The following is a 24,898-nucleotide window of genomic DNA, read 5'->3' as shown; positions in this document are numbered from 1 at the left end:
CAAGGAACGGAGTTTAGGAAGAAGGGTCAATAGATTGGTCGCCCCGAGTTTTTCCCGATGCGGCCATTAGATGAGCATAAGTGACATTGGAGCAACGAAGTTGCGGAATCGGGAAAAATTCCCGCCCGCTGCAGGAAAGATCCGTGTGTTTGCCCGGCGGCCTAAGCCGAAGCGGCAGGCCAAATACTCGGACAACCCCATTTTCCGGATGTTGAAAATCATACGGCGGAGCTGATTGTATTTCCGCGGCATGCTGCGATGGGGAATGGTCGTCGGCAGGCTCTTTTCACTCGCTTGCTCAACAACCGGGGGATCAATTCCGTACACATCGAGACCGAGCTGCCAGGGCCAGCGTATTTCTACATCGATGGGCTCTTTGATGAGGCGGCGTGACAAAAGTTTCCTTGCGCCCGAAGCGCTCACGATCATTCCCGTCGTACTGCGCGGAATTCTTAGATAACGAACGAGGTTGCGGCCTTCTCCAACTGCCGCCAATACTTGGACGCGATCCTTCGATGTTTCAATTAATCGAATGATATCCCAACCCTGCGGAGCCAATTCCACGGCTCGCTGAATAACCGCCTTCATATCGCTGGCGAGCCGCGCGTCATCTTCGAGAACCAAGGCGTAAGGGAGCTGCCGTTCGATGATGTTTGTGCAGATGACCAGATGACTCGCCGAACATCCGACCTCACCGGGCGCCAAGCGTTCATCATAGAAGCTCTGCAGCCAATCCGGCACCGCACGGCCGAGAACCGCCGCCACACGTTCAGCCTGAATGCCTGCGCGCGAAAGCTCGGCTTCGAGCAACGCGCGCCTATCCATGTCCTCGTCCAGATTGATATAGAAGGCCGGCATGAGGTGGGTACGATATTGGTCCATGATCGCTCGCGAAGAAGACTCGACAACCACTCCATGCAGCAGCAGCCGCCGCGTCGCTATACCCGTTGCGATGTTATCCCGGCCTTCATATCACCGCTCCTGTTGGCCATGGGGTAACCTGACCTAGCGACCGATAAGTGGGCGAAAAAAACCGGGCATGCCGGCCGGTCGTAAGCCTGTAACCAACCGGTGACTGAACGGGAATTCGATGACGGATCTACTGCCTGAACTCCGCGCGGATATTGAACGGTTTTTCGCAGAGTTCGCCGGGACGGAAGTTTTTCTCGTGCGCAACGAGGGCAACGATGGCGACTGCCTCATTCTCGCGTCTACGCTCACCGCAATGGCGAAAGCCGGCATCGATGTGCGCCTTGTGGACGACCAGGCGGACTTCAAAGACCGCGTGGTCTTCATGGCCGGCGGCGGGAATCTCGTCGGCATCTATCAGGGCATGCAGCAATCGATTGCAGCATGCCGCTCCACCGCCGCACGGATCGTCATCCTGCCACATACGCTCCGCGGCAACGCCCCCCTACTGGAAAGCCTCGATTCGCGCACCACGATCTGGTGCCGCGAGAGGAGATCTCTGGACCACGTCACGGCCGTCAATCCGAGGATCGACTGCCGCCTCGGTCACGATATGGCTTTTCACTGCGATGCCGGCGAGTTCCTTGATGACCCCAAGTGCAATGCATCGGGAATGCCGTTGCTTCGATCCGGCCTAGAGCGCGCCGGCGTAAGCCTCGGCCAACTTGCCGGCATGCCGGTCGCGCGCCTCATGCGCACAGATCGCGAAGCGCGTTCGCCAAATCAGAAGAGCGACCTTGATCTGTCGCGCGCGTTTGGCGGAGTCGGCGAAGCGGAAATCTCAAAGCTCCGCGCCTGGTGCTTCTTGAAAACGCTCTCCGTCACGCAGCATGTCGTGACCGACCGGCTGCATGTGGCAGTCGGTTGCGCGCTTCTTGGCAAAAGTTGCGAGCTGCTCGACAATTCCTACAACAAAAACCGCGAAATCTACGCTCACAGCCTCGCGCGCTTTCCCTCCATCACGTTCACACAATCGGGCGGCGCGAACATCGCTGACCAGCCATCCTCGCGAAAGCCGCTGCTCGCGCGATTGGCAAAGCACGCACGGCGATTGACGGGCCTTGCCCGATCCTGACTAACTTATGTCTCGACAAGCTTCGCGCAGTTGGCGCCACTTGGCGGCAGCTGCGCCGCGTGCTGCTTCGTTGACCCCGGAGGTGTCGCTCCCATGAAAGCTCCGAGTTCACCGCCACCGCAGTCGATGTTGGCAAAGCTCCTCGCCGGCCCCATGGCGCCGGGCAAACTGGTTTGGATCGGGCTGCGGCCCGCACGCAGCGCGCCAATGATCATGCCGGGCGAGGCCAGCCTCGTTGCGCAACAGGGGATCGAAGGCGACCGTTACCGCACGCAACGCAACGGCCCGCGGCAGGTCACGCTGATCGCTGCCGAAGACATCGCGGCGATTGCCTCCTTCCTCGGCAGGGAGACCGTCGCGCCCGAACTTCTCCGGCGCAACCTCGTCACCAGCGGCATCAATTTGCTAGCCTTGAAAGGTTCACGCTTCCGCATTGGCACGACCCTACTTGAGGCAACAGGCGATTGCGCCCCTTGCAGCCAAATGGAAGCGAACCTCGGGCCTGGCGGTTATAACGCCGTTCGCGGCCGGGGCGGTCTCACAGCGCGGATCGTCGAGGGCGGCACAATTCGGATCGGCGACAGCATCGAACGCAACCCTCAGGAGCAGCAGCCAGCTTCCTGATTGAAGTCTTACTTTTGAGCTGCAAATGCTAGGCAAGCGGCGTTCATGGCGCGCTTCGCCCTGCAAATTTGCCGACGCTTCCAAACTCAACACATTATTTTACCGGCGTTTAATCGCTCAGCTGCTGTCGTGAAGTTCTCCACGACTGTCTCTAAACCCTTGGAAAAATTCGTGTCTTCTTCTCGCGTAAACTTGCAATCCCAGCGCTTGGCTTGGCTTCTCGGCGGTGGCGTTGCCGCCGCCGCATTCGCCTACATCTTCATCCCCTCTCACGAGGACCGGCTGGTCACGGCAGCGAAGCAGCAAGTCCGCAACCGCCTCGCCAATCCGGCAAGCGCCGTCTTCTCCGACATGCGCGTCGCCAAAGAACGCGTCCAATCGTGGACGTCGCTTGCGGTCCACGGCTGCGTGAAAGAACGCAGTCCCACGAACGATCTGCCGGTCTGGCGTGGCTTCGCCGTCGAAGACGGCGACGTGAGCTTCCGCCCTCTGTACTGCCCGTTTCTCCCCTGATCCGCGATCGCGGCACAGCGCGCGTTCTAGCCGTCAGCCGCTAATGGCTGACGACCCAAACGGGCGCTCATTTCGCCGGTCGCGTTCTGCAACCGGGTTACTTCAGCGGCCACTTCTCCCGCGAGCACAGCGCAAAACTCGCTGACCTCGGGCACGCCCATGAGCTCGCCGACGGTCCCGCGCGCGAGCGGGCCTGCGATGAACAACCGGGCGTCGGCCGTGCCGCTGGAAGAAAGAGCACGCGCGGCCCTATCGCAGGCGATGCCAAGGTGCGTGGGATCTTCCACCAAGTGCCCGGCCGCTTTCAGTCCTGCGAGATAGGTCTGCGATGACAGGATCTCCCCATGCGCCGGCCCGGTCGTTGTGACGATGTAATCGAACGTTCGAACGATACGTTCGCGCGTCCGCCGCAAACGAAGAACGACCTCGAGATGATCCGGGCTGCTCAGAACCTGATCGACGCCCGCGGCGACGATGAGCAATGACCCCTCGGCGATACGGCGATCGATTACGGCTTCGGGCTGCGGCGCGATACGAAACCGATGCACATCCCAGTGGGCGCGCAAGTGCCTGACGATCCGCTGCCGCTCTTTGATCGGGAGTGCCGGCCAGAAATAGCGCGCCTGCGCCCGCACGGCATCGAGCACAGCGTGCCACGTCACGCCTTGCCCTTCGGCCTCGGCCACCGCCGTACGCACCCGCCGCAACAACTCAGGCGCCGTTTTCGGAAGCGGCTCGTTGAAGATGCCGAATGGATCGACAGGGCTTGGGGCTTGCCCACGCGAGCGCAAGCCGCGGCGCGATATTGCCGTGATCGGACCCCGGTGCCCCTGCGCGTCGAGCGTCGCAATGACGTCCGCCATCGTGAGCCCCGTCCCCACGATCAGCACGTTTGCCCCGGGCTCGATATTCGCCAACGCTTCCGGCGCCGTCGCATCGGCGATCAATCGCCTATCCCCTCCCAAAGCATTCGCGATAACGGCCGGCACTCTTGGCGGCGGGTGGGTCGTGGCGATCAGGAGAATATCGGCAGAAACACTGGTGTTCTCACCACGTACCAGCCAACGCTCACCATCCTTCGTTACCGCCGTAACCGGCTCCCGGACATGTTCGATGGCCCCTTGCGCGAGGAGCGGCCGCAGCTGCTGCTCCATATAGCTGCCGAATACCTGCCGGCCCGGATAAAGATCGCCCTCGCTACTCGCCGCGTCCGCATCCCCGGCTGTCGCGTTCGTCGCGTCGATCCACCGGCGAAAATGCGCTTCGTCGCTCGGGATGAGGCTCATCTTTTGCGCGGGCACGTTGATGCGGTGCTGCGGATCGCTTCCGCCATAGGCGAGCCCAGCGCCGAGATGAGGACGCGGCTCGAAGACGACGATGCGAACGGCCAAGCAGCGAAGCGCTAAATGATAGGCAACCGCTGCGCCGGAAAAGCCGCCGCCAGCGATCGCGACCGTGACTTGTCTCGGAACTCCGCTCATGTGAGCAAGCCGCACACGGCGATCTCTGCGAGCAGCACGGCGTTGAAAGCACGTTTCGCCGTCAGCTTGCGGTCGGCGATAGGCAATGGCAGCAAATTCAATTCCGGCAACCTGTAGAATACCTCATGGCGGAGACGAGCGACGACAGCGCGAGAATTCATGCCGATACCGGCATTTCAATGCTCTAAGCCAGACTCTCTGATCTCTCGGGAAAGCAGAACGTAACACCACCATTGCAGAGGCCTAACGAAGAATTTCCGCAATAGTTATGAAGGCTAAGGCGTTTGGAAGACGTTGCGCCCCTGCCCCTTCACGGCTCGCCGGGGTGACTGCGAAATTTTATCGTTGGCCGATCCGTCAAGAGCCGAACAAAATTGCGAAGATACCTGTTCGCGCGCTTCCTGATGACGGAGAATGCGTATGTGCTGGGCATCACGTAGCGCCAGCGGTCAACGGAGGAAGCAATGATCCAAAGACCCGATCCGACCTTCCACGCTTCCCCAAAACTCGCCAGCGAAGCGCCACCTGAGAAGTTCGCCTACACGCTTCTGCTCAGCGGCGACTTCTCGCAGCCCGATGCGCTCGCCATCGTCGATGTGGACCCGTCGTCATCTCAATACGGCAAGATCGTCCACACCGTAACGATGCCGAACAAAGGCGACGAGTTTCACCACTTCGGTTGGAACGCCTGCTCGTCGGCGCTCTCGCCGCTCTCCGGTCACGCCTTCATCGAAAGGCGCTACCTCATCATCCCCGGGCTGCGTTCCTCTCGTCTCTATGTGATCGACACCAAACCGCATCCAACGCAGGCGAAAATTCACAAGATCATCGAGCCGGAAGAAATTCTCCACAAGACAGGTTATTCGCGCCCACACACGGTCCATTGCGGACCGGACGGAATCTACGTCAGCACGCTGGGCGGCGGAGGCGCCGACGGCACCGACGGACCGCCCGGCATTTTCATTCTCGATTGCGAAACGTTCGACGTGCTCGGCCGCTGGGAAATCGATCGCGGCCCGCAGCGGTTGCATTATGATTTCTGGTGGAACCTGCCGCGCGATTATATGGTCAGCAGCGAATGGGGCCTGCCGCCGCAATTCGAAAACGGTATCGTTCCGGAAGATCTTCTCGCCAACAAATACGGCCATCACATCCATTTCTGGAATTTGCGCGCACGCCGCAACGTGCAAACCATCGATCTCGGCGCTCAGCATCAGATGGCGCTCGAGGTGCGCCCCGCGCACGATCCCGCGCGCGAATATGGCTTCCTCGGCGTCGTCGTCGACACCACCAACCTCGAAGGATCGATCTGGACCTGGTGGCGCGAAGGCGCCGAATTCCGCATCGAGAAGACAGCGACCATCCCCGCGGAACCTGCGGATACCGAGTTGCTGCCGCCGCTCCTTAAGGGCTTCGGCGCCGTGCCGCCGCTCGTCACCGATATCGATCTCTCGCTCGACGACAAATATCTCTACGTCGCCTGCTGGGGGACGGGAGAGCTTCGCCAATACGACGTCACCGATCCGCGCAAGCCGAAACTCGCCGGCAGCGTCCACGCCGGCGGCATTGCCCGCCGCACGCCGCGGCCCGACGGATCGCCCTTCGCTGGCGGCCCGCAGATGCTGGAAATCAGCCGCGATGGAAAGCGCGTCTACGTAACGAACTCGCTCTATTCGACATGGGATGACCAGTTCTATCCGGAAGGCGTTCCGGGAGCTTTGATGATCGTCAACGTCGATCCAGCTGGCGGCATGGCGTTCGACAAAGCCTTCCGCGTCGATGTGCCGGGAGGCTATCGCACGCACCAGGTCCGGCTCGAAGGCGGCGACTGCTCGACGGATAGCTTCTGCTATTCGTCGGCCTGAGCGATGACCGAAGGCCATGACTGAAGGTTTGAACATCGGGCTTTGGCTCGCCGTTCTAGCAAGCGGCGTCTATCACGGGATCAACCCGGGGATGGGCTGGCCGCTCGCCGTCGCTGCGGGCCTGATGGAGCGGCGGCAGTCGGCGCTTCTGTCGGCGCTCGGTCCCCTCGCCGGCGGTCACTTCCTGGCAATGACCGTCATACTATTGCCCTTCGGAATGCTGACGGCCCTGCAGTACTGGAGCCATGAAATACGTCTTGCGGCGGCGGTCATCGTTATCTGCGCCGGCCTTCTGCTTCTTGTCTATCGCCGTCATCCCCGGTTTCTCGCACGCATTCCGCCGAGCGAACTCGGCCTCTGGTCGTTCGCAGTCGCCACCGCGCACGGCGCAGGTCTCATGCTGGTGCCGATGTATCTGGGGCTGTGTACATCCCAACCATCACCATTCAGCGATCACAGCTCAGCGATGCCGGTCATCGCGAACAACCTATGCTTGGCCGTTCTCGTGGCGGCCGCCCACGCAACGGCGCTGCTTGCGACCGGCGGTCTGGCAGCTTGGCTCACGTATCGCTATTTCGGCGTGCGCATTCTCTCCAAGGCCTGGATCAATGTTGATGCGCTTTGGGCCGGCAGCCTCGTCGCCGTCGGCGTTGTTGCGGCGGCCGGTTCTCTTTGATTGCGCAGAAGAAGCGCCGGCACGCGCCACGTTCGGCGGAACGGCCTAGAACCGATCCTTAAGGTTGACTGCCTTTTACCGCGCATCATCAAATCCTTTGATGACGAGCAGCACGTTCAGCCACCTTCCCTCGTTATGGCAGCTGCCAATGAAGCATAGTTGAGTTAGGTTCAGGCAGGTCTACCAGACACATGTCTTTGCCAGCCCGTATGGGAAAGCTGATGATGGCAAACGATGAACCACCACGAATTTTTCTCACGCTCCTCGTGTGCACTCTGGGCCGGGCGAGTTCGCTCGAACGGCTGCTGAATTCACTTGCGGCGCAAACCTCCAGGAATTTCGAAGTTATTATCGTCGATCAAAATCCGGTCGGCGTTCTAGACCCTTCGATCCACGAATTTCCCGAACTTCGCATCACGCACCTGCGCTCGCGCCCCGGACTTTCGCGAGCGCGAAACATAGGACTTTCTGCAAGTTCCGGCCGCTACATCGGCTTTCCCCACGATGATGTCTGGTTCGAGCCGACAGTCGTGGAAGAGGTGATCGACACATTCCGGAGAAACCCGAAGCTGAGTGCGATCACGGGACAATTCGTCGACGCCGCGGGCCATCCCCTCACCGCAAACTTGCCGGGCGAAGCCCAGATCACGCGCGAAAACATTTTTGAAGCCGGAAACGCCGCAACCGTCTTCATCGAGCGCGCGGCTGCGCAAGCTCTGAGATTTGACGAGGCGCTTGGCCCCGGTGCGCCAACGGATTTCCAATCGGGAGAAGAGACGGACTTTCTCCTGCGCGCACTCGAAAGCGGCGTCGCCAGTTGGTATTTCCCGAAGCTCATGATCTTTCACGATCCCGTCGATACCGCAGCGCCGCTGACTGAACGCACACGCCGCGCAACGGCCCACGCACGCGGCTTCGGCTACCTCATGCGCAAGCACCGCTACCCGCTTCCCTACATCTTGGGAAAAGTCGCGCGCACCACATTGGGCGCTGCGTGGTGTGTCACCACCGGAGACCTCGAAGGCGCGCGCCTCAAACTCTCATGGGCCAACGGCGTGCTCTACGGCTACAGCAAAGGCAGACCGAAACCGGTTGTCGCCACCAAGAGGGCACGCGCAAAAATAAAATAAAGCCGGGTCATTTCGCGCCGGCAAGGATGCTGCTCCGAACTTGGCAGGCCGCGAAAGCGCGGCTAAATCTGTGTGCGCATTGCGTGCGATGTAGCTTGCGCGGCCTCCCTTTTGCGCAAGCGCCATACATAACCGGGGGCACTCTCATAGATGCGGCGGCTGGAATTCGCGTCAACGGAAACATCGGCGCAGACAGAGAACTGTGCCGTAAGTTCATCGAGCCTCCCTTTCACGCTCGTCCACAAACAGCGCCTGTTGATCGCGACCTTCGGCGCGCCTCAAAAAATGCTGAGCTGGTCGCTGACGAAGCCCGGCATTCAGCACGCGCGCCAAGTTGCCTGGATTGAAATTCGCGACGCCGATCTGCCCGCCGGCGCGGATGCCGAGCAAGTCATCGCGGGGCGCATTGCGAAGGCGAATCTGGATGACGCCGTCACTCTGATAACTTCGCGCGACGTCGGACGCCATCACGTGGCTGACGTCGCGGTAGAAGATGCCATCGCGACGTGCGTCAGCACCGTCGGGCTATCGAATGGCGAGAGAGTTGGTGAGCGCTTTGCAAGGCCACGGGCCGGGCTCGGCACCATTAACACGATGGTTCATGCATCCCTTCCCCTATCGGACGCGGCAATGATCGAGGCGATAACGATAGTGGCTGAAGCGCGTACGACGGCGATTTTGGATTCAGGCGTACGCCGCTCGGGCGTCGCGATCACCGGCACGGGGACCGATTGCATCGTCGTGGCCGCGCCGCCGGGAGATACGGTGCGCTTCGCCGGTTTGCATACTGCCATCGGCGAAGCGATCGGAGCGGCCGTCTACCGCTCCATGCGCGACGGCATAGCCACATGGCTGCAGGATACGCAGGACATGCGGCTCGCCGTCGGCGTCGAGAGTTAGCGCTTAGGCCGCGAGAGCCGCAGCGGCACGGGGGCGGATCAGCGAGAACGCCTCAGCCGCGCGATGCAGCAGAGCGAAGCCAACAAAGCCGACCACGTTGACTGCAAGCACGTGCTGGATGACGGCCAGCGAGAAGGCTTCATGCACGCCGCCGAGCACGAGACCGGCTGCGTAGAGCGATGCCTGATAGGCCGCGAAGGCGGCAACGAAAGCACCGGCAAGAGCAGCAGCCGACGTTCCGGTCGAAACGGAAACCGCACGCGCAGCAACGAATGCAACGATGGTTGCAAGCCCCAAGGCCGCGCCCCAAGCAAACGTCTCCGCGGTCATTGGATAGCCGAGGACGCCAAAGCCGACGATCTGGTTCGACAGCCAAGCGGCAGCGACCAGCGTCATGCCCTCGCCGCTCTTCATCTTAGTGCCGGCAAACGCAGCAATGGCCGCGAGCGGCGCGGCGCAGGCGAAGGCCAGGCTGCCGCCGATGCTGAGAGCGGCGATCGAGGCGATCCAGAGCCCCGCCACGGCGGTTTCGTTGGTGAACGTCTTCATGGTCATATGATGTCTCCTCTGGTGTCAGTTGGTAGCACAGAAGCAAACCAAGGCGAGAGGGGCCTTGGCCCAGCCCCTCGCCCCGAAAATTCAATTGGTGAACCGCAGCCCGGCGTAGGCGCCGATCCCCGTCCCCTCGAAGCCATTGGGATTCTCGTAATGCTTGTCGAACAGGTTATCGATGCGGCCGAAGAGGCTCACGCCCTCCCGCAGCTTGTAGTCGGCTGCAACGTTGACGAGCAGGAAGCCCGGCAAGGTCACCTCCTCGTAGTCAGAGCGATCGACGTCCTCCGCCTCGCCGACATAGACCAGCGACGGCGTCAGCAAGAGCCGGTCTGTCGCCGTCCAGCCCGCCGATAGGCTCGCCTTGTGACGCGGACGGCGGAGGAGTTGCGTATGCGTGTCTTCGTCGGTCGCCTCCGTATACGTGTAGTCGGCCCTGATCCGCAGGCTCTCGGTGATGTCCGCTGACGCGAACACCTCGACGCCCGACGTCTTCGCCTTCCCGACATTGATGTTGGTGGTGAAGTCCGCGTTGGTGACGATGAGATTGGTGATGTCGTTGTAGAAGTAGGTCGCGCCGAACTGAGCCTGGCCGCCGAACACTGCCTGCTCGAAGCCGGCATCGAGCCCCAGACTTTCCTCAGGCTTCAAATCGCGATTGCCAAAGTAATAGGGCGGGAAATCCTGGAAGCGCTGATTGAGCGTCGGCGCCTTGAAGGCGGTGCCGGCGCTGGCCTTGAGCTTCGTTCCGGTCGCTTCAATCACGTAAGCCGGTGCGACGCGCCACGTCGTGTGCCCGCCGAAGTTCTCGTTGTCGTCATACCGCACATTGGCAACGAGGAAGAAGTTGCGGAAAATCTCTGATTGCAGTTCCGCGAACGCAGCGCGGTTCCACTCGTCGACGAGAAGCCCATCGCTGTCGAGTTCTTCGGTCTGCTGCTCGGCCCCGGTCAGGAGCGTATAGCCCGGCGCGATTCGCCAAACGCTGCGCCAATCGAATTTCACCCGTTCGCCGTCGGCGAAGTTGCTGCCCGCTATAATGTCGTAATTGTCCGTCTGCAGATTGGCGTAATTGATGCCGAACGTGTGCGTCAGCTGCCCGCCGAACGTCTTCCACACGGCCTCGCCGCGCGTATAAAACTGGTCGAAGTCGGAGCGCGTCAGAAACGGATTGGGGTGGCTCGGAAAATTGAAATCGTCGCCAGTGTAGTAGAGCCTCGCGTCCGTATAGCGGCTGACGAAATTGACCGTCACATCCTTCGTCACGTCGACGCCGATCTTGGTCGAATACGTCCAGTTGTCATACCGGTTGCTGTGGCGCGCCTCCCCAGGCAGCAGCAGATCGAACGGGGTAACGGGCGTATCATCGGCCCGGAAGTGCGAGACGCTGAACGAATAGTTGTAGCGATCGGCGCCACCGCTGATCCTCGCGGCTTGATTGAACGTGCCGAACGAGCCGCCTTCGACCATCCCGGTCACCTTCGGCGGTCCCTTGCCCGTCTTCGTATAAACGGAGATGACACCGCCCACGGCGTCCGCGCCGTAAAGCCCGCTCTGCGGCCCGCGCAGAACTTCGACGCGCTCGATATCCGTCGTCAGCATCTGCCCGAGATTGAAGGACCGGTTGGCGCTGCTCGGATCGCTGACGTCGATGCCGTCGATGAACACCTTCGTGTGGTTGGAGTTCGTGCCCCGCATGAAGATCGAGGTCTGTCCGCCCGGGCCACCCATTTGCACGATGTTGAGGCCGGGCACGCTCTTCAGCACATCCGGCAGCGTGCGGCGCTGCTGCGCTTCGATTTCCTTGGACGTGATGACCGTGACGGAGCTTGCAATCTGCTCCACCGGTGAGGCAATCCCCGTGGGTGACACGGCGATATCCGAATGATCCGCGCCGCGCGCCGTCCCGCTTGCACCACCATCCGAATTCTGCGGCGTCGAACTCTGCTGGGCGGCAGCCGGCGCCTTCTTTTTGCGCGGCTTGGCCTCAGGCTCCGAAGCCACGGTGACCTCGGGAAGCTCAGCCGATATCGGCTGCTGAGCGTTCGCGTCTATCGCTGCGAACGATGACAATGTGCAGAAGAGCGTCGCGCGCAAAGTGCGGCGCTTGTAGTCGCGTAGCATGATGACCCCCGTCGAACGACGATGAGGGCGGATTGCCACTCGGGGCACACAGCGGCTCAGCGGACCAGCACGCACGTTCTCGATTCCGATCCGACAAAGGATCGCAACCAAGCTGACGTACGCGTGCAGAAATCTATCCACTCAGCGAACGACCTGCATGACCCCGGCGGGCTATCCACCGGTTGACACATCAGCCGCCACTACGGGTGTCCGTCCTGCCGCGCCCCACGCGCGGAAGATGGGCAGCTTGTGCTGGCAGGTCTCCTGACTTGCGGCTCGGGCGTCCTCTCCGGCCTTCCCGAGGATCTCGATCTGAGACCGTCAGTGGCTTATTCGGAGCGGACTCGCCGCTTACAGTTGCGGGGGCAGTCCCGGCATTGACGCGGAAAGCGTCGCACCGTGTTCCCATTTTCACCACCCGGGCGGCTTCACCCAAATGGAACCATCACAATTGTCATAAACACATATTCGATGAACACGAGTCAACGCCGAACATCGCCGTGCTGTGGAGCGACCGCGCGCCACACCTCAGAGCCGCACCCAGCCCCCGCCCGGCCCTCTATCTAGGCCGCAGCGAAACCCACGCGAAAAGGACTTGTCCAAGCATCAATGGATGCGCAAACTCGCAATGCTTGGACGGCGGATTGTCAATCGAAGGGGCGGACCACATGAAGAAGCTGCGGCTATTATCCTGCATTGGCGTTGTCGCGTCCCTGATCTCGTCGCCCGCGTGGGCGCATCCTGGACATGTTGAGTCCGCAAATGCGACGGCCTTCATCACCGGCCTGCTCCATCCGCTGACCGGACTTGATCATGTGTTGGCGATGGTCGCGGTGGGACTATTGGCCGTTCGTCTCGGCGGGCGCGCGCTCTGGGCCGTTCCAGCAAGCTTCGTCGTCGCCATGATCGCTGGCGGCACGCTCCCGTTTGCCGGCGTGCAATTGCCGATGGTCGAACCGGCGATTGCTTCATCCGTGCTGGTCGTTGGCTTACTCATTGCCATGCAAGCGAAACTGCCTGCCGCCTCCGCAGCTTTGATCGTCGCATCGTTTGCGGTCTTCCACGGCTACGCGCATGGAGCCGAAATGCCGGTGAATGCATCGGCGCTCCAATATGCACTGGGTTTCATCGCCGCGACTGCCGCCCTTCACATGACGGGCATGATGGCAGCCATGGCGGCGAACAGATCGCCATCACCCCATGCGCACAAGGCGCTGCGCGTCGCCGGTGGCCTGGTTGCCGCCGCGGGAGTTGCGCTCACCGCATCGAGCTTTTGACCGTCTCTTCGCCGCTCGCGTGAGGAACAGCGCCAGCGGGGGCCCAACGCTACACGAGCGGTTCGAGAACGAGTATGCGCCTGGCAATTCGCACCTTGCAGCGGATAGCGATCTTCGGCCTCGGCGTGTTGAGCGTCTGGTTGATCGTCGATGTCTTCGAATTGGTCGACCGCAGGCTGCCGTGGATCTTCGCTCTCACGATCACTTACATCATCGGCGCCTATCTCATCCTTCCGCGCGCCGTCCGCATGGGGCTGAAAATTCTCCAGCGCAAGCGCGTGCCGAGCTACACGATCACCGGAGACGGCTTGCCCGGCGATCCCGTGAACCTCGCGCTAACCGGCACCGCCGCCGACCTCCGCTCGGCCTTCGCCACCGCGGGATGGTGCGAAGCCGACCGTCTCAGTCTCGCAAGCTCGTGGCGGATGGTTCGCGCGTTCGTCCTCAATAGGCCGTACCCGACAGCGCCCTTTAGTACGCTCTACCTCTTCGGCCGCGCCCAAGACATCGGCTTTCAGAGATGCATCGATAACAGTCCGCGCAAGCGCCACCATGTGCGCTTCTGGGCTCAGGATCTCGCTGGCACCGAGGCAGACTGGAGTTCACCGGCCTTCTGGCTGAACGACCAGCGCCCGGCGGAAGATGAGCACGTACTCTGGGTCGGCGCCGCCACCAAAGATACGGGTCTGTCTTTGACCCGCATGACCTATCAGATTACGCATGCGACCGACTCAGACACGGGCGCCGAACGCAATTACCTCATCGAAGAACTGAGCAAGAGCGGCGTTATCGGCAAAGTCACGAACTACAGGACCGGCGATGAGCTGGTGACAAAGCGCGTCAATCACTACGTCACCGACGGCGATATCGCGGTCGCCGAAATCGAAGCGCGACCGCAATAAGCAAAGAGCAAGAAGCTCGTTCGCTGTCCGGAAGCGGGCACGCTTTGCCCACTAACGCAGCTGGTTCTGCTCTTGCTTGTTGATGGACTCGCCCGGCCCCGGCGTCGTCACACCAGGACTGACGTTCGGCCCCGGCGAATTGCCAAGCTGTTCCTTTTCCTGCTGCTGGATGGACTGGCTCGGCCCCTGCTGCGAAGCGTCAGGAAGGACGTCAGGAGATGGCGAATTGCCAAGCTGCTCCTTCTCGTCAGCTTGCGGCGATTGCGCCTGAAGCGGCGCAGCTGCCATCGGCGCCGCAAAAATCAAAATGGCTAAAAGCACAGGCTTGCTGGTGAGATCCATAAGCATCTCCAAGAAACATTGCACGCTGACGCCGCGCGCCGCGCATTAATCGGCTGGTCTCGTCATTCTAAGTGAGATCGTATCCGCGCGTGCGTTGCCAAAAGCTGCCGAACATTGCGCAAAGAAGATTTGAATTTATGATCAAAACGTCACCTTAAGTCCGCCATAAGCCGCAATTGGCGCAGCCGGCACGATCGTCCGCGGATCGGTGAAATTGGTTCCCGCCGCTTCGTTGGCGTCATCCACATCGAAGAAGGTCCCGTAGACGCCGTAATGCGCGTTGAAGGCGTTGTCGACCAGACCATAGATCTGAATGTTATCCGTCACATCGTACGACGTGTGGAGGTTGACCTTGGCATAGCCGCCCAGCGGCGCATTCTGATTGGATTCATCGCCGAAGAAGATCTGATTGCTCGCAGCGATCAGGTCCGCCCCCATCCGCCATCGCGGCGTGACGCTGTAATCGACGCCCGCCTTGAACTTGTGCATCGGCACGCCCGGCAACCGGTCCCCCGGATGCACGAAGATATTCCCGTCTTCATCGGCGAATGGGTTGAACGGCGATTGCAGCGTCAGATTGCTTTGGAACGTCGCTTCGACGAAGTTATAGCCCGCATACGCGAAGAGCGGCCCTTGCCAATAATTGATCTGCGCCTCGACCCCTTCCCGCAATGTGTCACCCGCATTCGTGAACGAGCTGCGGCCGATGATCGGCGACGCGACGTTGATGATGTCGTCGGTATTCAGTGTATGGAAATAACCCAGGCTCCACGTCATCTTCTGCCGCGCAAGCGCATCCGCGCTGCTGCCCTTCAGCCCCACCTCCCACGTGTATGAAACGACCTGCTTCAGCGGCGGATCGGACGTGAGAAAGCTCGGCAAGAGACAGGGATTGTCCGGATCCGCACACGCAAGTTCGGCGGCGACCGGCGCGCGGTTCGCTTCCGAGAAGCTGCCGTAAAGCGAAACGCCATCAAGCAGCTTATACGTGCCGCCTGCGACCGGATTGAAGTGGAAGTAGGTGTCGTCGCTATTGAGGTTTGGCGCCAACCCCGTCTCGTCGTGAATCTGAATGTTCGCGACGTTGAAACGGCCGCCCGCTGTCAAAGTCAGCCGGTCGGTCGCATCGAACGTGTCGAGAAAATAGAGCCCGTAGTAGGTGTTCGTCGTCGATATGTCGACCGGGCGAATATCGGAGAGATCGGTGGCTCCCGTCGGCGTGCACGAGCCATCGTCCTCCTGCGTGCAGATATCGCCGAACGGTCCCACGAATGGACCGCCGCCCGCAACCACGAAGTTCGGCTGCAAGGTGCCAAGCTGGGCCGATGAAGAAAACGCCACCTCGCCATGGTCGATGCTGCCGCCCAGCAGAAACTGATTATTGCGATCGAACAGTTTCGATTTATCGACGCCCTGCAGCGCCGCACCGAAGCTATTCGTATCCACAAACGTGCGGTCGATTTCACCAAGCCCTTCATCGCCGGGAACGGTTATCAGATTGCCGCCCGTATCCCGCAGAAGAATGCTCGTGCCATCGAGATTATCGAGGCAAGCACCCGTCACCGGCGGACCGGGTGGATTGACCGCGCAGGGCTCCGCATCAGAAATATTGCCGTCGATATGCTTCTGCTTGAAGTGGCGGTAGTAGGAAACGCCCGATATTTGCAGCGTATCCGTCGCCTGCACGCTGCCATTGAGCGACACCATTTCCATCTCGTTCGTCGTCGATTGCGGCGTAGTGAAAACCCTGCCCCAGCCTTCATCCAAAAGCTCCACCGGCGACGCTGCGGCAACGCCGACCGAGTTGTCGGCGCCCGTAAAGTTCAAGTGGAATTCCGATCCGTCACCTTTGACGCCAAGGTCGGCATACAAACGGCGGATGTCGGATGTGCCCTTCTCGCGGAAGCCCTCGTCGCGAATGGCATCCATAGCGATGTATGTCGCCCAGTTGCCGAATTGCCTGCCGTCTTGGATCGATCCTTGCACGCGCCCAAACGATCCAAAACGCGTGTCCGCCTCGAAGCCGTGATAGTTGAACCCGTTTTTCATATCGATCGAGATGGACCCGCCGATTGCATTGAGGCCGAAGACGGGGTTGCCGCTCATCACCGTCATGTTGGCGATCGCGATCGGTGTGATGAAATCGTAATTGACGGTATCGCCGAAAGACTCGTTGATACGGACGCCATTCTGATAAACCGCAAGCCCCTGCGGCACGCCATCGACCGGCGAGGAATTGAAGCCGCGGTAATCGACGTTCGTCTGAAAACCATTGCCCTGGTAGTCACTCACGATGATGCCGGGCACATAGTTGGCTAGAACGCTCGCCGCGTAATCACTCCGCGTGCGTGCGATTTCAGATGACGAAACAGTGCTGACGCTGCTCGGCACCTTGCCGATCGGAACCGCGCCCCCGAGCGGCGACATCTTCACATCGTCCGATGGCGGCGCGACCGCGAACTGAGGCGCGGACGGCGATGGGATGGGAGGCGCCGCCGGAAGTGCACTCGGCTGCACGGCGGGTGCCTCTTTCACGGGTCCCTTGGCTTCGGACGGTGCTGCCGCCGATGGAGCCGCCGGTGCCCGCCGCTTGGCTTGCAATTCCTTCTTTACTTTTGCCGGGGGCTGCGGACGCGCCTGGATAACGTCAACTTCGGGAAGCGTGGTGCTTGGAGGAGCCTGCGCAGGCGTTTGCTGAGGAGCTGCCGGCGGAGACGGCGGCGCAGTTGTGACCGGGGGCGTTGGAGCCGCGCTAGGAGATGGCGTTGGCGTCGGGGCTGGCTCAGGCGAACTCGGACCCTGAGCTGGCGCTGGCGGACTTGGCGACTTCGCAGGCGGCGTCGCGCTGCTTCCAGCACCCTGCGCCACCACCGGGACAAACCCGCTCACCGAAATCAGCAGGACCATCGCCACCGCCGGAGCTCTGGCTCCCAGCCAAATCCGCGAAGATGCAAGCATATCGACGCCACTCCGGCATTGATGCGAACATCAAACGACAGGAGCGATTCTGGCCGCGCCGGGCAATGGGTCTGACCGAGAATTAATCAGTAAACCGACGGTTTGCCCGCACCTGGCGGCCCTGGTGCATCAGAAATCTCTTCCACGTGCAGGAGAGCCTTCGAAACCGGAATTTATCTGTCGGGCGGCGGGAAATCTCTAAACTGAGTGTCGCCCGTTCAATACGCGGCAAATTTCTGGGCGGTCAAAATCGTTCGCCAATGGAGCAAGCGGTGGCGATCGCCGGGCTAGCCCGTGATCGCCACCGCTGAGCATCAGAAGTCCAGTTTGACGCGAGCAGAGCCGATGTGCGCCAGATAATCCTCGCGGATGTTGGCGTCATAATTGAGCTCGAACGTCGAACCCGGATTGAACTGCGCCAGGATACCGGCACCCAGCGCAGCGGTATCCCGGCCAACGTCCGGCCCCGCGGCAGTGAACGTACCGCCGCCTGCCGCGAACGCCGCCGTGACGACCTGAGCCGTATCCGAGAACTCGTGCAGCCAGGCGGCACGGCCCTCGATCACCGTGTCAGCGGCGATCGGAATGAGCGCCTTGATACCGAGCGCCGACACGAGCGAGTCGTTGCTCTGGCTGTTGATGCGCAGAGCCATACCTCCGTCGCTGTCCTCGGTATATCCATCCTGGTGCAGGTTCGAATAGGTCAGCGACCCAATCGGGGTCACGATCGCACTCGCAAAGTGCATCGGCGCGCCGAGTTCGATCGAGGCGTTGAACTGGCGGCCGTCGTGGCTGGCCTCCGCGCTATCCTCGAACGGCACCGTCAACACTCGCCGTGTATCGTAGTCGTGCCAGGTGAAACCCGTGCGGCCCGACACATACCAGCCCGGATTCTTGATCGCGCCGTAAGCCTGCACGAGATAGCTGTCGATGTCCGTGCTGTTGCGCGACGTGTCGCCTTCACCATAGATGCGGGTATTGGCATAGCCGCCTGCAACGCCGATCCGGACGCCCGGCGCAATCCAGTTGTCGTAACCGGTGAGGATGCCATAGAGCCGTGCATCGTAACCATCGACGAGACTTCTCTCGCCCTGGTTCATGCCCACACCGAAGGCTTGACCCCAGAGCGCACCACTCCGCGGAGCGACGAAATCATCATCTCCATCCTTGAGCCCGCCGAGATTAGACCTGTTCGGATCACTCTGCTTAATGCCGAGTCCCGAAGGCCCTGGCACATAGCCAGGCGAGCTGCCCGTTCCGCCAACAGATGCTAACCGCGTATCGATGTGCTGGCCGATTGCGGAGTTGAGCGTGATCGCAGCCTGCTGAGTAGCGAAGTTCGTTTCAGGCGCGAGCTGACTGCCGGCCGTTCTCACGTCGTCTTCGTCGGAAAGCGATTGAACCGCACCGCCCAGGGCACCGAGCACGTCGCTGTCGTCACTGCCGGCAGCAATGAGCCCATTGAGGGTCGCCGCGGCAGGATTCGAGATACCCTCGATGTCGAACGCGTTTTTCACGGAAGCCCGGATCGCAAGCGCATTTCCGCTCGCTGAACCGCCGACCTGGTAGGCCTCCCAATCGACCAAGTAGGAGTCTTCGATCAGAGTTGGCAGATCCGTGCCGGTAAGATGCTTGGCGACGAGAAAGCTTTCTCCGTCACGAACAGTCGAATCGATAACCGGAGTGAGCGTGGTCGTCGTCGCGATCGTGCTGGCCGTCACAGTCGGCCAAAGTCCTGTGCCAATTGCCAACGTTCCGTTGATGAAGCCGCTGTTCTCGGAGGGATCAGCAGTCGTAGACCCTGTACCGCTGCCGGTAATATGCGGCCTGAGCTCGATCGAACTCGCCGTCCCCGCCAGGTTGGTGAACACGGTCACGTTACCGTTGAAGACGCCCGCGTTGTCGAATTCAAAGTGGTGATCCGGAACGACAGCAACGAAATCGGCGTAACTGGAAAAGGTGTTTGACGGATCGACGTCATCATCATCGTCATCGTCGTCGTCGCCGGCAGTCGGACGCTGCGAGACGCCGATCGCGAACGGAAGCGTGCCCGGATTTGTCGGAGGGGTAATTTCACGGCGCTGATCGACCACGAGATTACCCGTGACCGTGCCGGTGTTCGTGAAGACGTGATTGCCTGCTCCGAGCCAGATGTTGCCATTGATCGTTGCGGCGTTGAAGATCTCACTGTCTCGGCGGTTCGTCTGCGCGCTCAGCGCCAGATCGGTTCCCGCGAGAAGCGAACCCATGAACGCTAGGTTGGTCTGCTCGATAACCTGAATGTCGCCCTGAACCGTGCCATAGTTGTCGATGAAGGACTTGCCGTATGTCACGACACGGTGGGTCGGGGGATCCTCACCCTCGGGGCCGTTGCCCTGAATGCGGCCATCGTACGTCGCAATCGCAGCATTCACGATACCGCTGCCAGGAGTGGCTTCGATCGTCCCGTAGTTCTCGATCAAAAGCGCGTTGGCCCGAGAATAGATGCCGGCGGTCAACTGCCCCGTCGCTCTAATCGTCCCGAAATTGCTGATGATCTCGTTCTCGACTTCTTCTTCGTTGTTATAGATACCGGCGGCAATGCCGAGTGTGCCGCGCAGCGCCGGATCGCCATTAGGATCGACCGTTACCGCACCGGCCGCGTTGATCGAGTTGATCGTCTGCGGTCCACGCTCGACGGAGATCGTACCGAAATTGTTGACGGTGAACTGCTCGACATCACCCTGGGCATAGATGCCGGCGGCCAGTCCGCGGCCGGCATGTGACGCGCTGACTGTCGTGCCCGCCAGCACGTTGACGGTGAATACTTCAGCTGAGGTCGGCGGAGTTGGGGGGTCTCCCGCCACCTGGCCCCATATGCCGTAAACACCGTAATTATTGTTCGTCGCTGACAGCAAAGCCGCTGAAATACGCGACGAAACGTCGGCTCCAACCTCGAGCGTTGCGTCTTCTGTAATGCGTACCCCGGCGATCGGGTTTGCTGTTGCGATGCTCGATGCCGGAGCAGCTGCAACGGCCGAGGTTATGGCGGCGTCATCTCCGGAACAATCCAAGACGATGCCCGCAGTACCGCTGTTGGAGCAAGCAGCCAGAGCCTGGTGAGACACGCCCATGCTGAGCGCGGCGGCTAGCGAGGCAAGCAGAAGTCGCGCAGTGGGATGGCCCAAAGCGTGGTTCGATGAACGCATAAGTTTTCCCCCCTTCCAAATCGGGTTTGGAAGTTTTCTTTTGATTATTGGCTTGATTGGCTCAGGAAGGTCGAAGCCGAGCGCCAGATTGCAGACGGGAAGACTGGCGCCAGGACTTCGTTTGCTACGCTGGACTGAAGATCTTTTTGGACAACGCTTCTGGGCGTCGCATGCGCGGAACTCTACTCAACTCCACTCCCCTCCAGCTTCAGCCGGGTTCTTTTTGTTCACCTGCGGGCAACCCGTCAGGAAGAAGAGAAAGCTCGCTACACGAGCCTTCCCAGGCACTGTTATCGAAGTGAGCACTGCGGAATATGGGAGTATTTCCCAGACGATACGCTTGCGTTCAAAATGCTGTTGATGTTGCGTATTCGCCACGACGCAATTCCGAACTCGCCAAAAGGGGCGCGGCGCTGCCGATTTCTTAACTTTTGATACCGGATGTCCCGGTCGGCCCAGGAGCGGTGGCCAGGACGGCGGGACTTGCTTTGTCAGCACACGCTGGTTGCAGCACGAAAAGCCATAATCCATCGCTACCGGGACTGAGCACAGTTATAAAAAGGATAGTACATGCGAAACGTTGTATTGGGGCTCATGGCGGCAGTTCTTCTCGGAACGGTGGTTCCGGCGGCAGCCCAAACGCTCCGCTTCGATGATCGCGGCTTCACCTTCCGTTTCGGCAAGGACGACCGGCGCGGCGACGTCGAAGGCAAGCGGGCGAGCTGCGAACTCTATGCGCGGATCTCAGCCGTGCAGGCAGACAGCAACATTCGCAACCGCTGCGGCTTCCGTGGCCCGCAGTGGGGCACCGACGTCGGTCCTCACTTCATGTGGTGCCGTTGGGCCTCGCGCTCGGACATCGCACGCGAGCAGCAGTTCCGGGCCCAGCGCCTGCAGGATTGCTTCAACCGGCTCGGCGACTTCGACGACCGCCGTTAATGCCCATCACGCAAGGCACGACCTTAGCCCACTTCCAAGCCTCTCGGCATTCGCACATGCCGAGAGGTTTCGCCGGATGATCAGTCTAGGCGGTTCGCGTCTCCGCCATTCTTCTACCCTTTCGTGACCAAGCCATTCGCACAGCCGGCCTTGAACTCCTCCCAATCGATCGAGCCGTTCTTGTCGACGTCGAGCTGCACGAAGTTTTTGATGAACGGCTTCGCCTGATCCGGACCGAGATCGCGTCCCCCTCCGGCTTTCTTCCAAACGTCAGCACACTCATCTTCACCCAGCGGCGTCTGCGCTTGCGCCCAAGTGATCGCGCCGACGGTGCACGATAGAACGATGAAGAACCAAACAATGAGGGATCTGCCCATGGAACTCTCCTACCTAGATGACGCCCTCCAATGCCTGGGGCGCACATTCGCTAAGTAGATGCCGCGGCACCTGCTCCGCATTAGCAGCGTCGAAATGTGATTGCCGCTTTCGAGAAACGGCGCGAACGATTTGGGTAAAATTGGGCGCTGTTCGCGCTATGAGCCAATCGCGCTGGCCCTCAGAGAAAATCTCCAAACCGACGGCAAAGCGTCTCCTGCCGGGATAGCGCGGCAAGAGACGTTATCGAGCGTGATTAAAACTTGTAGGTAAAGCCGGTGATGATCGTGCGAGCCTGACCGAGCCAGCAATCGCCGCGCGACAGACAGGTCGAAATCACCTCTTTATCACCGATGTTCTGCGCGGTGATCTGCCAGCGCCAGTTTTCTTCCTCGTATGCGATCATCCCATCGAAGAGCGTCACGTCCGGCACCTTCAAGGTATTGGTCGAATCCCAGTTGGCGCCGATGTATCGTACGCCCGCGCCAGCCGACCATCCCTTCAAATAAGGCTGATCGAACTCCCACACGCCCCACAGCGATGCCATGTGCTTCGGTCTGGACTCGATCTGGTTGCCGTCCAATACGGTGCCGTCGTCATACTGCGCCTGCGTATAAGAATAGCCGGCGACAGCCTTGAGGTTCTTCGTCAACTGACCGGTGAATTCGATCTCGCCGCCCCTGCTCGTGATGGCGCCGTTCTGGACGTAGGTCAGACCGTCATCGGAGATGACGAGATGATTGCTCTCCTTGATATCGAAGAGCGCGCCGTTGATGGAGAAGTTAGCGCCCGGCGGCTGATACTTGAAGCCGACTTCATACATACGGCCCTGCTGCGGATCTGCCGGCTGGTTATTTGCGAGCCTTGCGAGCACGGGGACGAAAGATTCGCCGTAGCTGACGTACGGCGTCAGTCCGAACGCGAACTCGTACATCAGGCCCGCGCGGTACGAGACATTGTCGTCGCTCTGGGCCGCGGGACCAGAACCCGTATCGATCCAGTCCTTGCGCGCGCCGAGAATGGCGAGCCAGTTACCGAGCCGCAGTTGATCCTGTACGTAGAGGCCCGTTTGCGTCGTCTTCAGATCCGGCTGATCGCAGATCGGAAGTTCAGGCAGAGGACCATAAGCTCCACCGCCGCAACCAACGCCCTCGAGCCCTTCCGGCTGGCCATATATCGGGTTGTAGACATCAAAGGGGGTCGTGTTCAGAGCCGAGCCCATCCTTGAGCTGGATCTGAAGTTGGAGTAGTCGACCCCGCCAATCACCTTGTGAGAGATCCAACCCGTCGCGAACTTGGCCTGCAGGTTCGTGTCCTGGGTGAAGACGTCGGTATCCGTGACACTCGCAGACTTGATCCGCACCATCTCGGTCTGGTCGGGATCCAGATAGGGGAACCCTGGCGGCCTGTAGAAGTGCCCGGAGTACGTGCTCGCGTAATCGTTATGCACGTTCGTATAGCTGGACGCGTGGTTGAACTTGAAGACCTCGTTGAACTTGTGCTCGACCAGCAGGGTCGCGGACGCGGCGTCCGTGTCGTAATGGTCGCCCGGTTCGCCCACGAACCGGTTTTGCGGAATGCGCCGGCCGTTGACGTTCGGAAAAATCGTGCCGATGTGTGGGAGGAATTGCGAGGTAGACCCGGAACGATCTTTCTGAAAGTGGGTGAGCGCCGTAATCGTCGTATTGCTGTCTGGACGGAACGTGATCGCCGGCTGGATCGCATAGCGGTCGTTATCGACGTAATCGACCTGCGTGTCGGCATCGCGAGCGACACCGGTCAAACGGTATGACCATCGCTTATCCGACGTGATCGCGCCTGTCGTATCGAATTTGACCTGCTTGAAGTCGAAGCTGCCATACTCGACGCTGACTTCGCCACCTCTCTCCGTTTGCGGCCGCTTCGATACGGAATTGATGATGCCGCCGACCGATGCCTGACCATAGAGAACGGATGCAGGCCCGCGCAGAACTTCCAGACGCTCCAGGAAGTACGGATCAATGCGGTAGGTGCTCGTATAATAGCTGAAAGACCGCCGCAGGCCATCGAGGTAAGTGGTGGCCTCCACGCCTCGGATGAAACTGCCATCCGACCGGCCATCGACGCCGTAGGAGTCTGCGACGACGCCCGGAACGTAACGCAACGCCTCCTGCTCGGTTTGCGAGCCCGTGTCGCGAATTTGCTCGGCGCCGACGACCGAGATCGACTGCGGAATTTCGGAGAGCGGTGTATCGGTCTTCGTTCCCGTCGCCGAGTCCGTCGCGTTGTAGTTGGCGACCGGCGCGTATGCGCCTTTCACGTTGACGTTCTGGATGCCGGGCGCGGTTGGCTGCTGCGCCGGAGGCGACGTTGCAGTGACCGCCGTGGTGGTGGTCGCTTTCTGCTTCGCGACCTTCTTCTTCGGCGGGCTCTTGGGCTGCTCGGTCGATTCGACAGTCACTTCCGGCAGCGATGTTGAGGCGGCCGGGGCTTGAGCCGGTTCCGCTTGCACCGGAGCCGGCGCTGCCTGTTCTGGAGCGGGCTCTGCGGTCTGCGCGATGGCTACGGAAGAAGAAAATAGCAAGCCCGCCGCAGAAATAGCGGCAACTGATGTAGACGTGCGCACTCGAGCCCCCCGGCGTCGATATCAAATTACCAAATCGACACCGCAGCTGAACGCTCCGACGCCAATCAGAGCACAAGCCTACACGCCGTTCACAGAATGTCTACTGTCTTAGTATACTTATCTCAAATCTTTTGTGCATGCGCATCGCTCAGACGACTATTCGCTCCGGTATAGCAGCAGCGATGCTGGTGCTATAGAGAGGCCTGACCGGAATTTTGAAGCGGGCAATCAGCAAACCGCGCAAACTCGGCAACCGAATCACGACCTTTGGCCCCAACGAATCAGAAGCCGCCACGATTGGTCCTGCAATCTGCTCTGTGGGATCTGTTCTTCCCTACAGATGTGCATATCCCCGCGCGAATCAATCGTTCCTATCGACATTGAATCATCCGTACCCAGAATG

20 protein-coding genes and 1 riboswitch are annotated in these 24,898 nt (G+C 60.5%); of the genes, 10 read left to right on the top strand and 10 right to left on the bottom strand.

The window, feature by feature from the left end; translation table 11 throughout:
* Positions 1–66 precede the first annotated feature (66 nt).
* Complete coding sequence (locus VFG26_RS00605) at positions 67–912, bottom strand: glycosyltransferase family 25 protein (RefSeq protein WP_325021152.1); 846 nt, start codon at positions 910–912, stop codon at positions 67–69.
* 178 nt (positions 913–1,090) lie between these two features.
* Here VFG26_RS00605 and VFG26_RS00600 point away from each other — a divergent pair, with 178 nt between their 5' ends.
* The 3 genes from VFG26_RS00600 to VFG26_RS00590 all read left to right on the top strand — a co-directional run bounded on the left by VFG26_RS00600 (position 1,091) and on the right by VFG26_RS00590 (position 3,181).
* Positions 1,091–2,044: a polysaccharide pyruvyl transferase family protein gene (locus VFG26_RS00600; RefSeq protein ID WP_325021150.1), complete on the top strand. Its 954-nt coding sequence runs from the start codon at positions 1,091–1,093 to the stop codon at positions 2,042–2,044.
* 93 nt (positions 2,045–2,137) lie between these two features.
* Entirely contained in the window at positions 2,138–2,668 is a 531-nt protein-coding gene (locus tag VFG26_RS00595) for an MOSC domain-containing protein (RefSeq protein WP_325021148.1), read from the top strand.
* Between the two features lie 171 nt (positions 2,669–2,839).
* The gene (locus VFG26_RS00590; RefSeq protein ID WP_325021146.1) at positions 2,840–3,181 is read left to right on the top strand and encodes a hypothetical protein; all 342 of its coding nucleotides are present in this window, start codon (positions 2,840–2,842) and stop codon (positions 3,179–3,181) included.
* A 26-nt stretch (positions 3,182–3,207) separates the two neighbouring features.
* Here the strand turns inward: VFG26_RS00590 and VFG26_RS00585 are convergent, their stop codons facing one another.
* Positions 3,208–4,662 (bottom strand): FAD/NAD(P)-binding protein, encoded by a 1,455-nt coding sequence (locus VFG26_RS00585; RefSeq protein ID WP_325021145.1) that lies wholly within the window; start codon positions 4,660–4,662, stop codon positions 3,208–3,210.
* Positions 4,659–4,823 (bottom strand): hypothetical protein, encoded by a 165-nt coding sequence (locus VFG26_RS00580; RefSeq protein ID WP_325021143.1) that lies wholly within the window; start codon positions 4,821–4,823, stop codon positions 4,659–4,661. The genes VFG26_RS00585 and VFG26_RS00580 overlap by 4 nt, the downstream gene beginning before the upstream one ends.
* 303 nt (positions 4,824–5,126) lie before the next feature.
* Here VFG26_RS00580 and VFG26_RS00575 point away from each other — a divergent pair, with 303 nt between their 5' ends.
* From VFG26_RS00575 to VFG26_RS00560, 4 genes are all read left to right on the top strand, one after another.
* On the top strand, positions 5,127–6,527 hold the full coding sequence (locus tag VFG26_RS00575; RefSeq protein ID WP_325021141.1) for a selenium-binding protein SBP56-related protein: 1,401 nt from the start codon (positions 5,127–5,129) through the stop codon (positions 6,525–6,527).
* A gap of 16 nt (positions 6,528–6,543) precedes the next feature.
* Positions 6,544–7,203 carry a hypothetical protein gene (locus tag VFG26_RS00570; protein ID WP_325021139.1) on the top strand — a complete coding sequence of 220 codons (660 nt, stop codon included), beginning with the start codon at positions 6,544–6,546 and terminating at the stop codon, positions 7,201–7,203.
* Between the two features lie 221 nt (positions 7,204–7,424).
* Positions 7,425–8,333: a glycosyltransferase family 2 protein gene (locus tag VFG26_RS00565; protein ID WP_325021137.1), complete on the top strand. Its 909-nt coding sequence runs from the start codon at positions 7,425–7,427 to the stop codon at positions 8,331–8,333.
* A gap of 255 nt (positions 8,334–8,588) precedes the next feature.
* Entirely contained in the window at positions 8,589–9,233 is a 645-nt protein-coding gene (locus tag VFG26_RS00560; protein WP_325021988.1) for an adenosylcobinamide amidohydrolase, read from the top strand.
* Positions 9,234–9,236: 3 nt separating this feature from the next.
* Here the strand turns inward: VFG26_RS00560 and VFG26_RS00555 are convergent, their stop codons facing one another.
* Both VFG26_RS00555 and VFG26_RS00550 read right to left on the bottom strand, forming a co-directional pair.
* Positions 9,237–9,788 (bottom strand): hypothetical protein, encoded by a 552-nt coding sequence (locus VFG26_RS00555; protein ID WP_325021135.1) that lies wholly within the window; start codon positions 9,786–9,788, stop codon positions 9,237–9,239.
* Positions 9,789–9,872: 84 nt separating this feature from the next.
* A complete protein-coding gene (locus VFG26_RS00550) occupies positions 9,873–11,909 on the bottom strand; it encodes a TonB-dependent receptor plug domain-containing protein (RefSeq protein ID WP_325021133.1) in 2,037 nt (678 codons plus the stop codon).
* 237 nt (positions 11,910–12,146) lie between these two features.
* Positions 12,147–12,371: riboswitch (cobalamin riboswitch) on the bottom strand.
* 206 nt (positions 12,372–12,577) lie between these two features.
* Between VFG26_RS00550 and VFG26_RS00545 the strand changes: the two genes are divergently transcribed.
* Both VFG26_RS00545 and VFG26_RS00540 read left to right on the top strand, forming a co-directional pair.
* Positions 12,578–13,186 (top strand): HupE/UreJ family protein, encoded by a 609-nt coding sequence (locus VFG26_RS00545; RefSeq protein WP_325021130.1) that lies wholly within the window; start codon positions 12,578–12,580, stop codon positions 13,184–13,186.
* Positions 13,187–13,260: 74 nt separating this feature from the next.
* Positions 13,261–14,088, top strand: coding sequence for an LssY C-terminal domain-containing protein (locus VFG26_RS00540; RefSeq protein WP_325021129.1), 828 nt, complete (start codon positions 13,261–13,263; stop codon positions 14,086–14,088).
* A gap of 51 nt (positions 14,089–14,139) precedes the next feature.
* On the opposite strand, the gene VFG26_RS00535 is transcribed toward VFG26_RS00540, so the two are convergent.
* From VFG26_RS00535 to VFG26_RS00525, 3 genes are all read right to left on the bottom strand, one after another.
* The gene (locus tag VFG26_RS00535) at positions 14,140–14,430 is read right to left on the bottom strand and encodes a hypothetical protein (RefSeq protein WP_325021127.1); all 291 of its coding nucleotides are present in this window, start codon (positions 14,428–14,430) and stop codon (positions 14,140–14,142) included.
* A gap of 141 nt (positions 14,431–14,571) precedes the next feature.
* Positions 14,572–16,947: a TonB-dependent receptor gene (locus tag VFG26_RS00530; RefSeq protein ID WP_325021125.1), complete on the bottom strand. Its 2,376-nt coding sequence runs from the start codon at positions 16,945–16,947 to the stop codon at positions 14,572–14,574.
* A 755-nt stretch (positions 16,948–17,702) separates the two neighbouring features.
* A complete protein-coding gene (locus VFG26_RS00525) occupies positions 17,703–20,576 on the bottom strand; it encodes an autotransporter outer membrane beta-barrel domain-containing protein (RefSeq protein ID WP_325021123.1) in 2,874 nt (957 codons plus the stop codon).
* A gap of 570 nt (positions 20,577–21,146) precedes the next feature.
* Here VFG26_RS00525 and VFG26_RS00520 point away from each other — a divergent pair.
* The gene (locus VFG26_RS00520) at positions 21,147–21,515 is read left to right on the top strand and encodes a hypothetical protein (RefSeq protein ID WP_325021121.1); all 369 of its coding nucleotides are present in this window, start codon (positions 21,147–21,149) and stop codon (positions 21,513–21,515) included.
* 113 nt (positions 21,516–21,628) lie between these two features.
* Here the strand turns inward: VFG26_RS00520 and VFG26_RS00515 are convergent, their stop codons facing one another.
* Together VFG26_RS00515 and VFG26_RS00510 are read right to left on the bottom strand one after the other, a co-directional pair.
* The gene (locus VFG26_RS00515) at positions 21,629–21,892 is read right to left on the bottom strand and encodes an EF-hand domain-containing protein (RefSeq protein ID WP_325021119.1); all 264 of its coding nucleotides are present in this window, start codon (positions 21,890–21,892) and stop codon (positions 21,629–21,631) included.
* Positions 21,893–22,146: 254 nt separating this feature from the next.
* Positions 22,147–24,495 carry a TonB-dependent siderophore receptor gene (locus tag VFG26_RS00510; RefSeq protein ID WP_325021117.1) on the bottom strand — a complete coding sequence of 783 codons (2,349 nt, stop codon included), beginning with the start codon at positions 24,493–24,495 and terminating at the stop codon, positions 22,147–22,149.
* Positions 24,496–24,898: the final 403 nt, after the last annotated feature.

Origin of the sequence: Hyphomicrobium sp., assembly GCF_035687085.1 — a bacterium.
GTDB lineage: Bacteria > Pseudomonadota > Alphaproteobacteria > Rhizobiales > Hyphomicrobiaceae > Hyphomicrobium_B.
The sequence above is the reverse complement of the archived record's forward strand: the minus strand, read 5'-3'. Positions and strand labels throughout refer to the sequence as shown.

What these genes read in the sequence shown, in the direction of transcription:
- VFG26_RS00600 (WP_325021150.1), top strand. Translation starts at nt 1,091, where the DNA reads ATGACGGATCTACTGCCTGAACTCCGCGCGGATATTGAACGGTTTTTC.
- VFG26_RS00595 (WP_325021148.1), top strand. Translation starts at nt 2,138, where the DNA reads ATGAAAGCTCCGAGTTCACCGCCACCGCAGTCGATGTTGGCAAAGCTC.
- VFG26_RS00585 (WP_325021145.1), bottom strand. Translation starts at nt 4,662, where the DNA reads ATGAGCGGAGTTCCGAGACAAGTCACGGTCGCGATCGCTGGCGGCGGC.
- VFG26_RS00580 (WP_325021143.1), bottom strand. Translation starts at nt 4,823, where the DNA reads ATGAATTCTCGCGCTGTCGTCGCTCGTCTCCGCCATGAGGTATTCTAC.
- VFG26_RS00575 (WP_325021141.1), top strand. Translation starts at nt 5,127, where the DNA reads ATGATCCAAAGACCCGATCCGACCTTCCACGCTTCCCCAAAACTCGCC.
- VFG26_RS00570 (WP_325021139.1), top strand. Translation starts at nt 6,544, where the DNA reads ATGACTGAAGGTTTGAACATCGGGCTTTGGCTCGCCGTTCTAGCAAGC.
- VFG26_RS00565 (WP_325021137.1), top strand. Translation starts at nt 7,425, where the DNA reads ATGATGGCAAACGATGAACCACCACGAATTTTTCTCACGCTCCTCGTG.
- VFG26_RS00555 (WP_325021135.1), bottom strand. Translation starts at nt 9,788, where the DNA reads ATGACCATGAAGACGTTCACCAACGAAACCGCCGTGGCGGGGCTCTGG.
- VFG26_RS00550 (WP_325021133.1), bottom strand. Translation starts at nt 11,909, where the DNA reads ATGCTACGCGACTACAAGCGCCGCACTTTGCGCGCGACGCTCTTCTGC.
- VFG26_RS00545 (WP_325021130.1), top strand. Translation starts at nt 12,578, where the DNA reads ATGAAGAAGCTGCGGCTATTATCCTGCATTGGCGTTGTCGCGTCCCTG.
- VFG26_RS00540 (WP_325021129.1), top strand. Translation starts at nt 13,261, where the DNA reads ATGCGCCTGGCAATTCGCACCTTGCAGCGGATAGCGATCTTCGGCCTC.
- VFG26_RS00535 (WP_325021127.1), bottom strand. Translation starts at nt 14,430, where the DNA reads ATGGATCTCACCAGCAAGCCTGTGCTTTTAGCCATTTTGATTTTTGCG.
- VFG26_RS00525 (WP_325021123.1), bottom strand. Translation starts at nt 20,576, where the DNA reads ATGCGTTCATCGAACCACGCTTTGGGCCATCCCACTGCGCGACTTCTG.
- VFG26_RS00520 (WP_325021121.1), top strand. Translation starts at nt 21,147, where the DNA reads ATGCGAAACGTTGTATTGGGGCTCATGGCGGCAGTTCTTCTCGGAACG.
- VFG26_RS00515 (WP_325021119.1), bottom strand. Translation starts at nt 21,892, where the DNA reads ATGGGCAGATCCCTCATTGTTTGGTTCTTCATCGTTCTATCGTGCACC.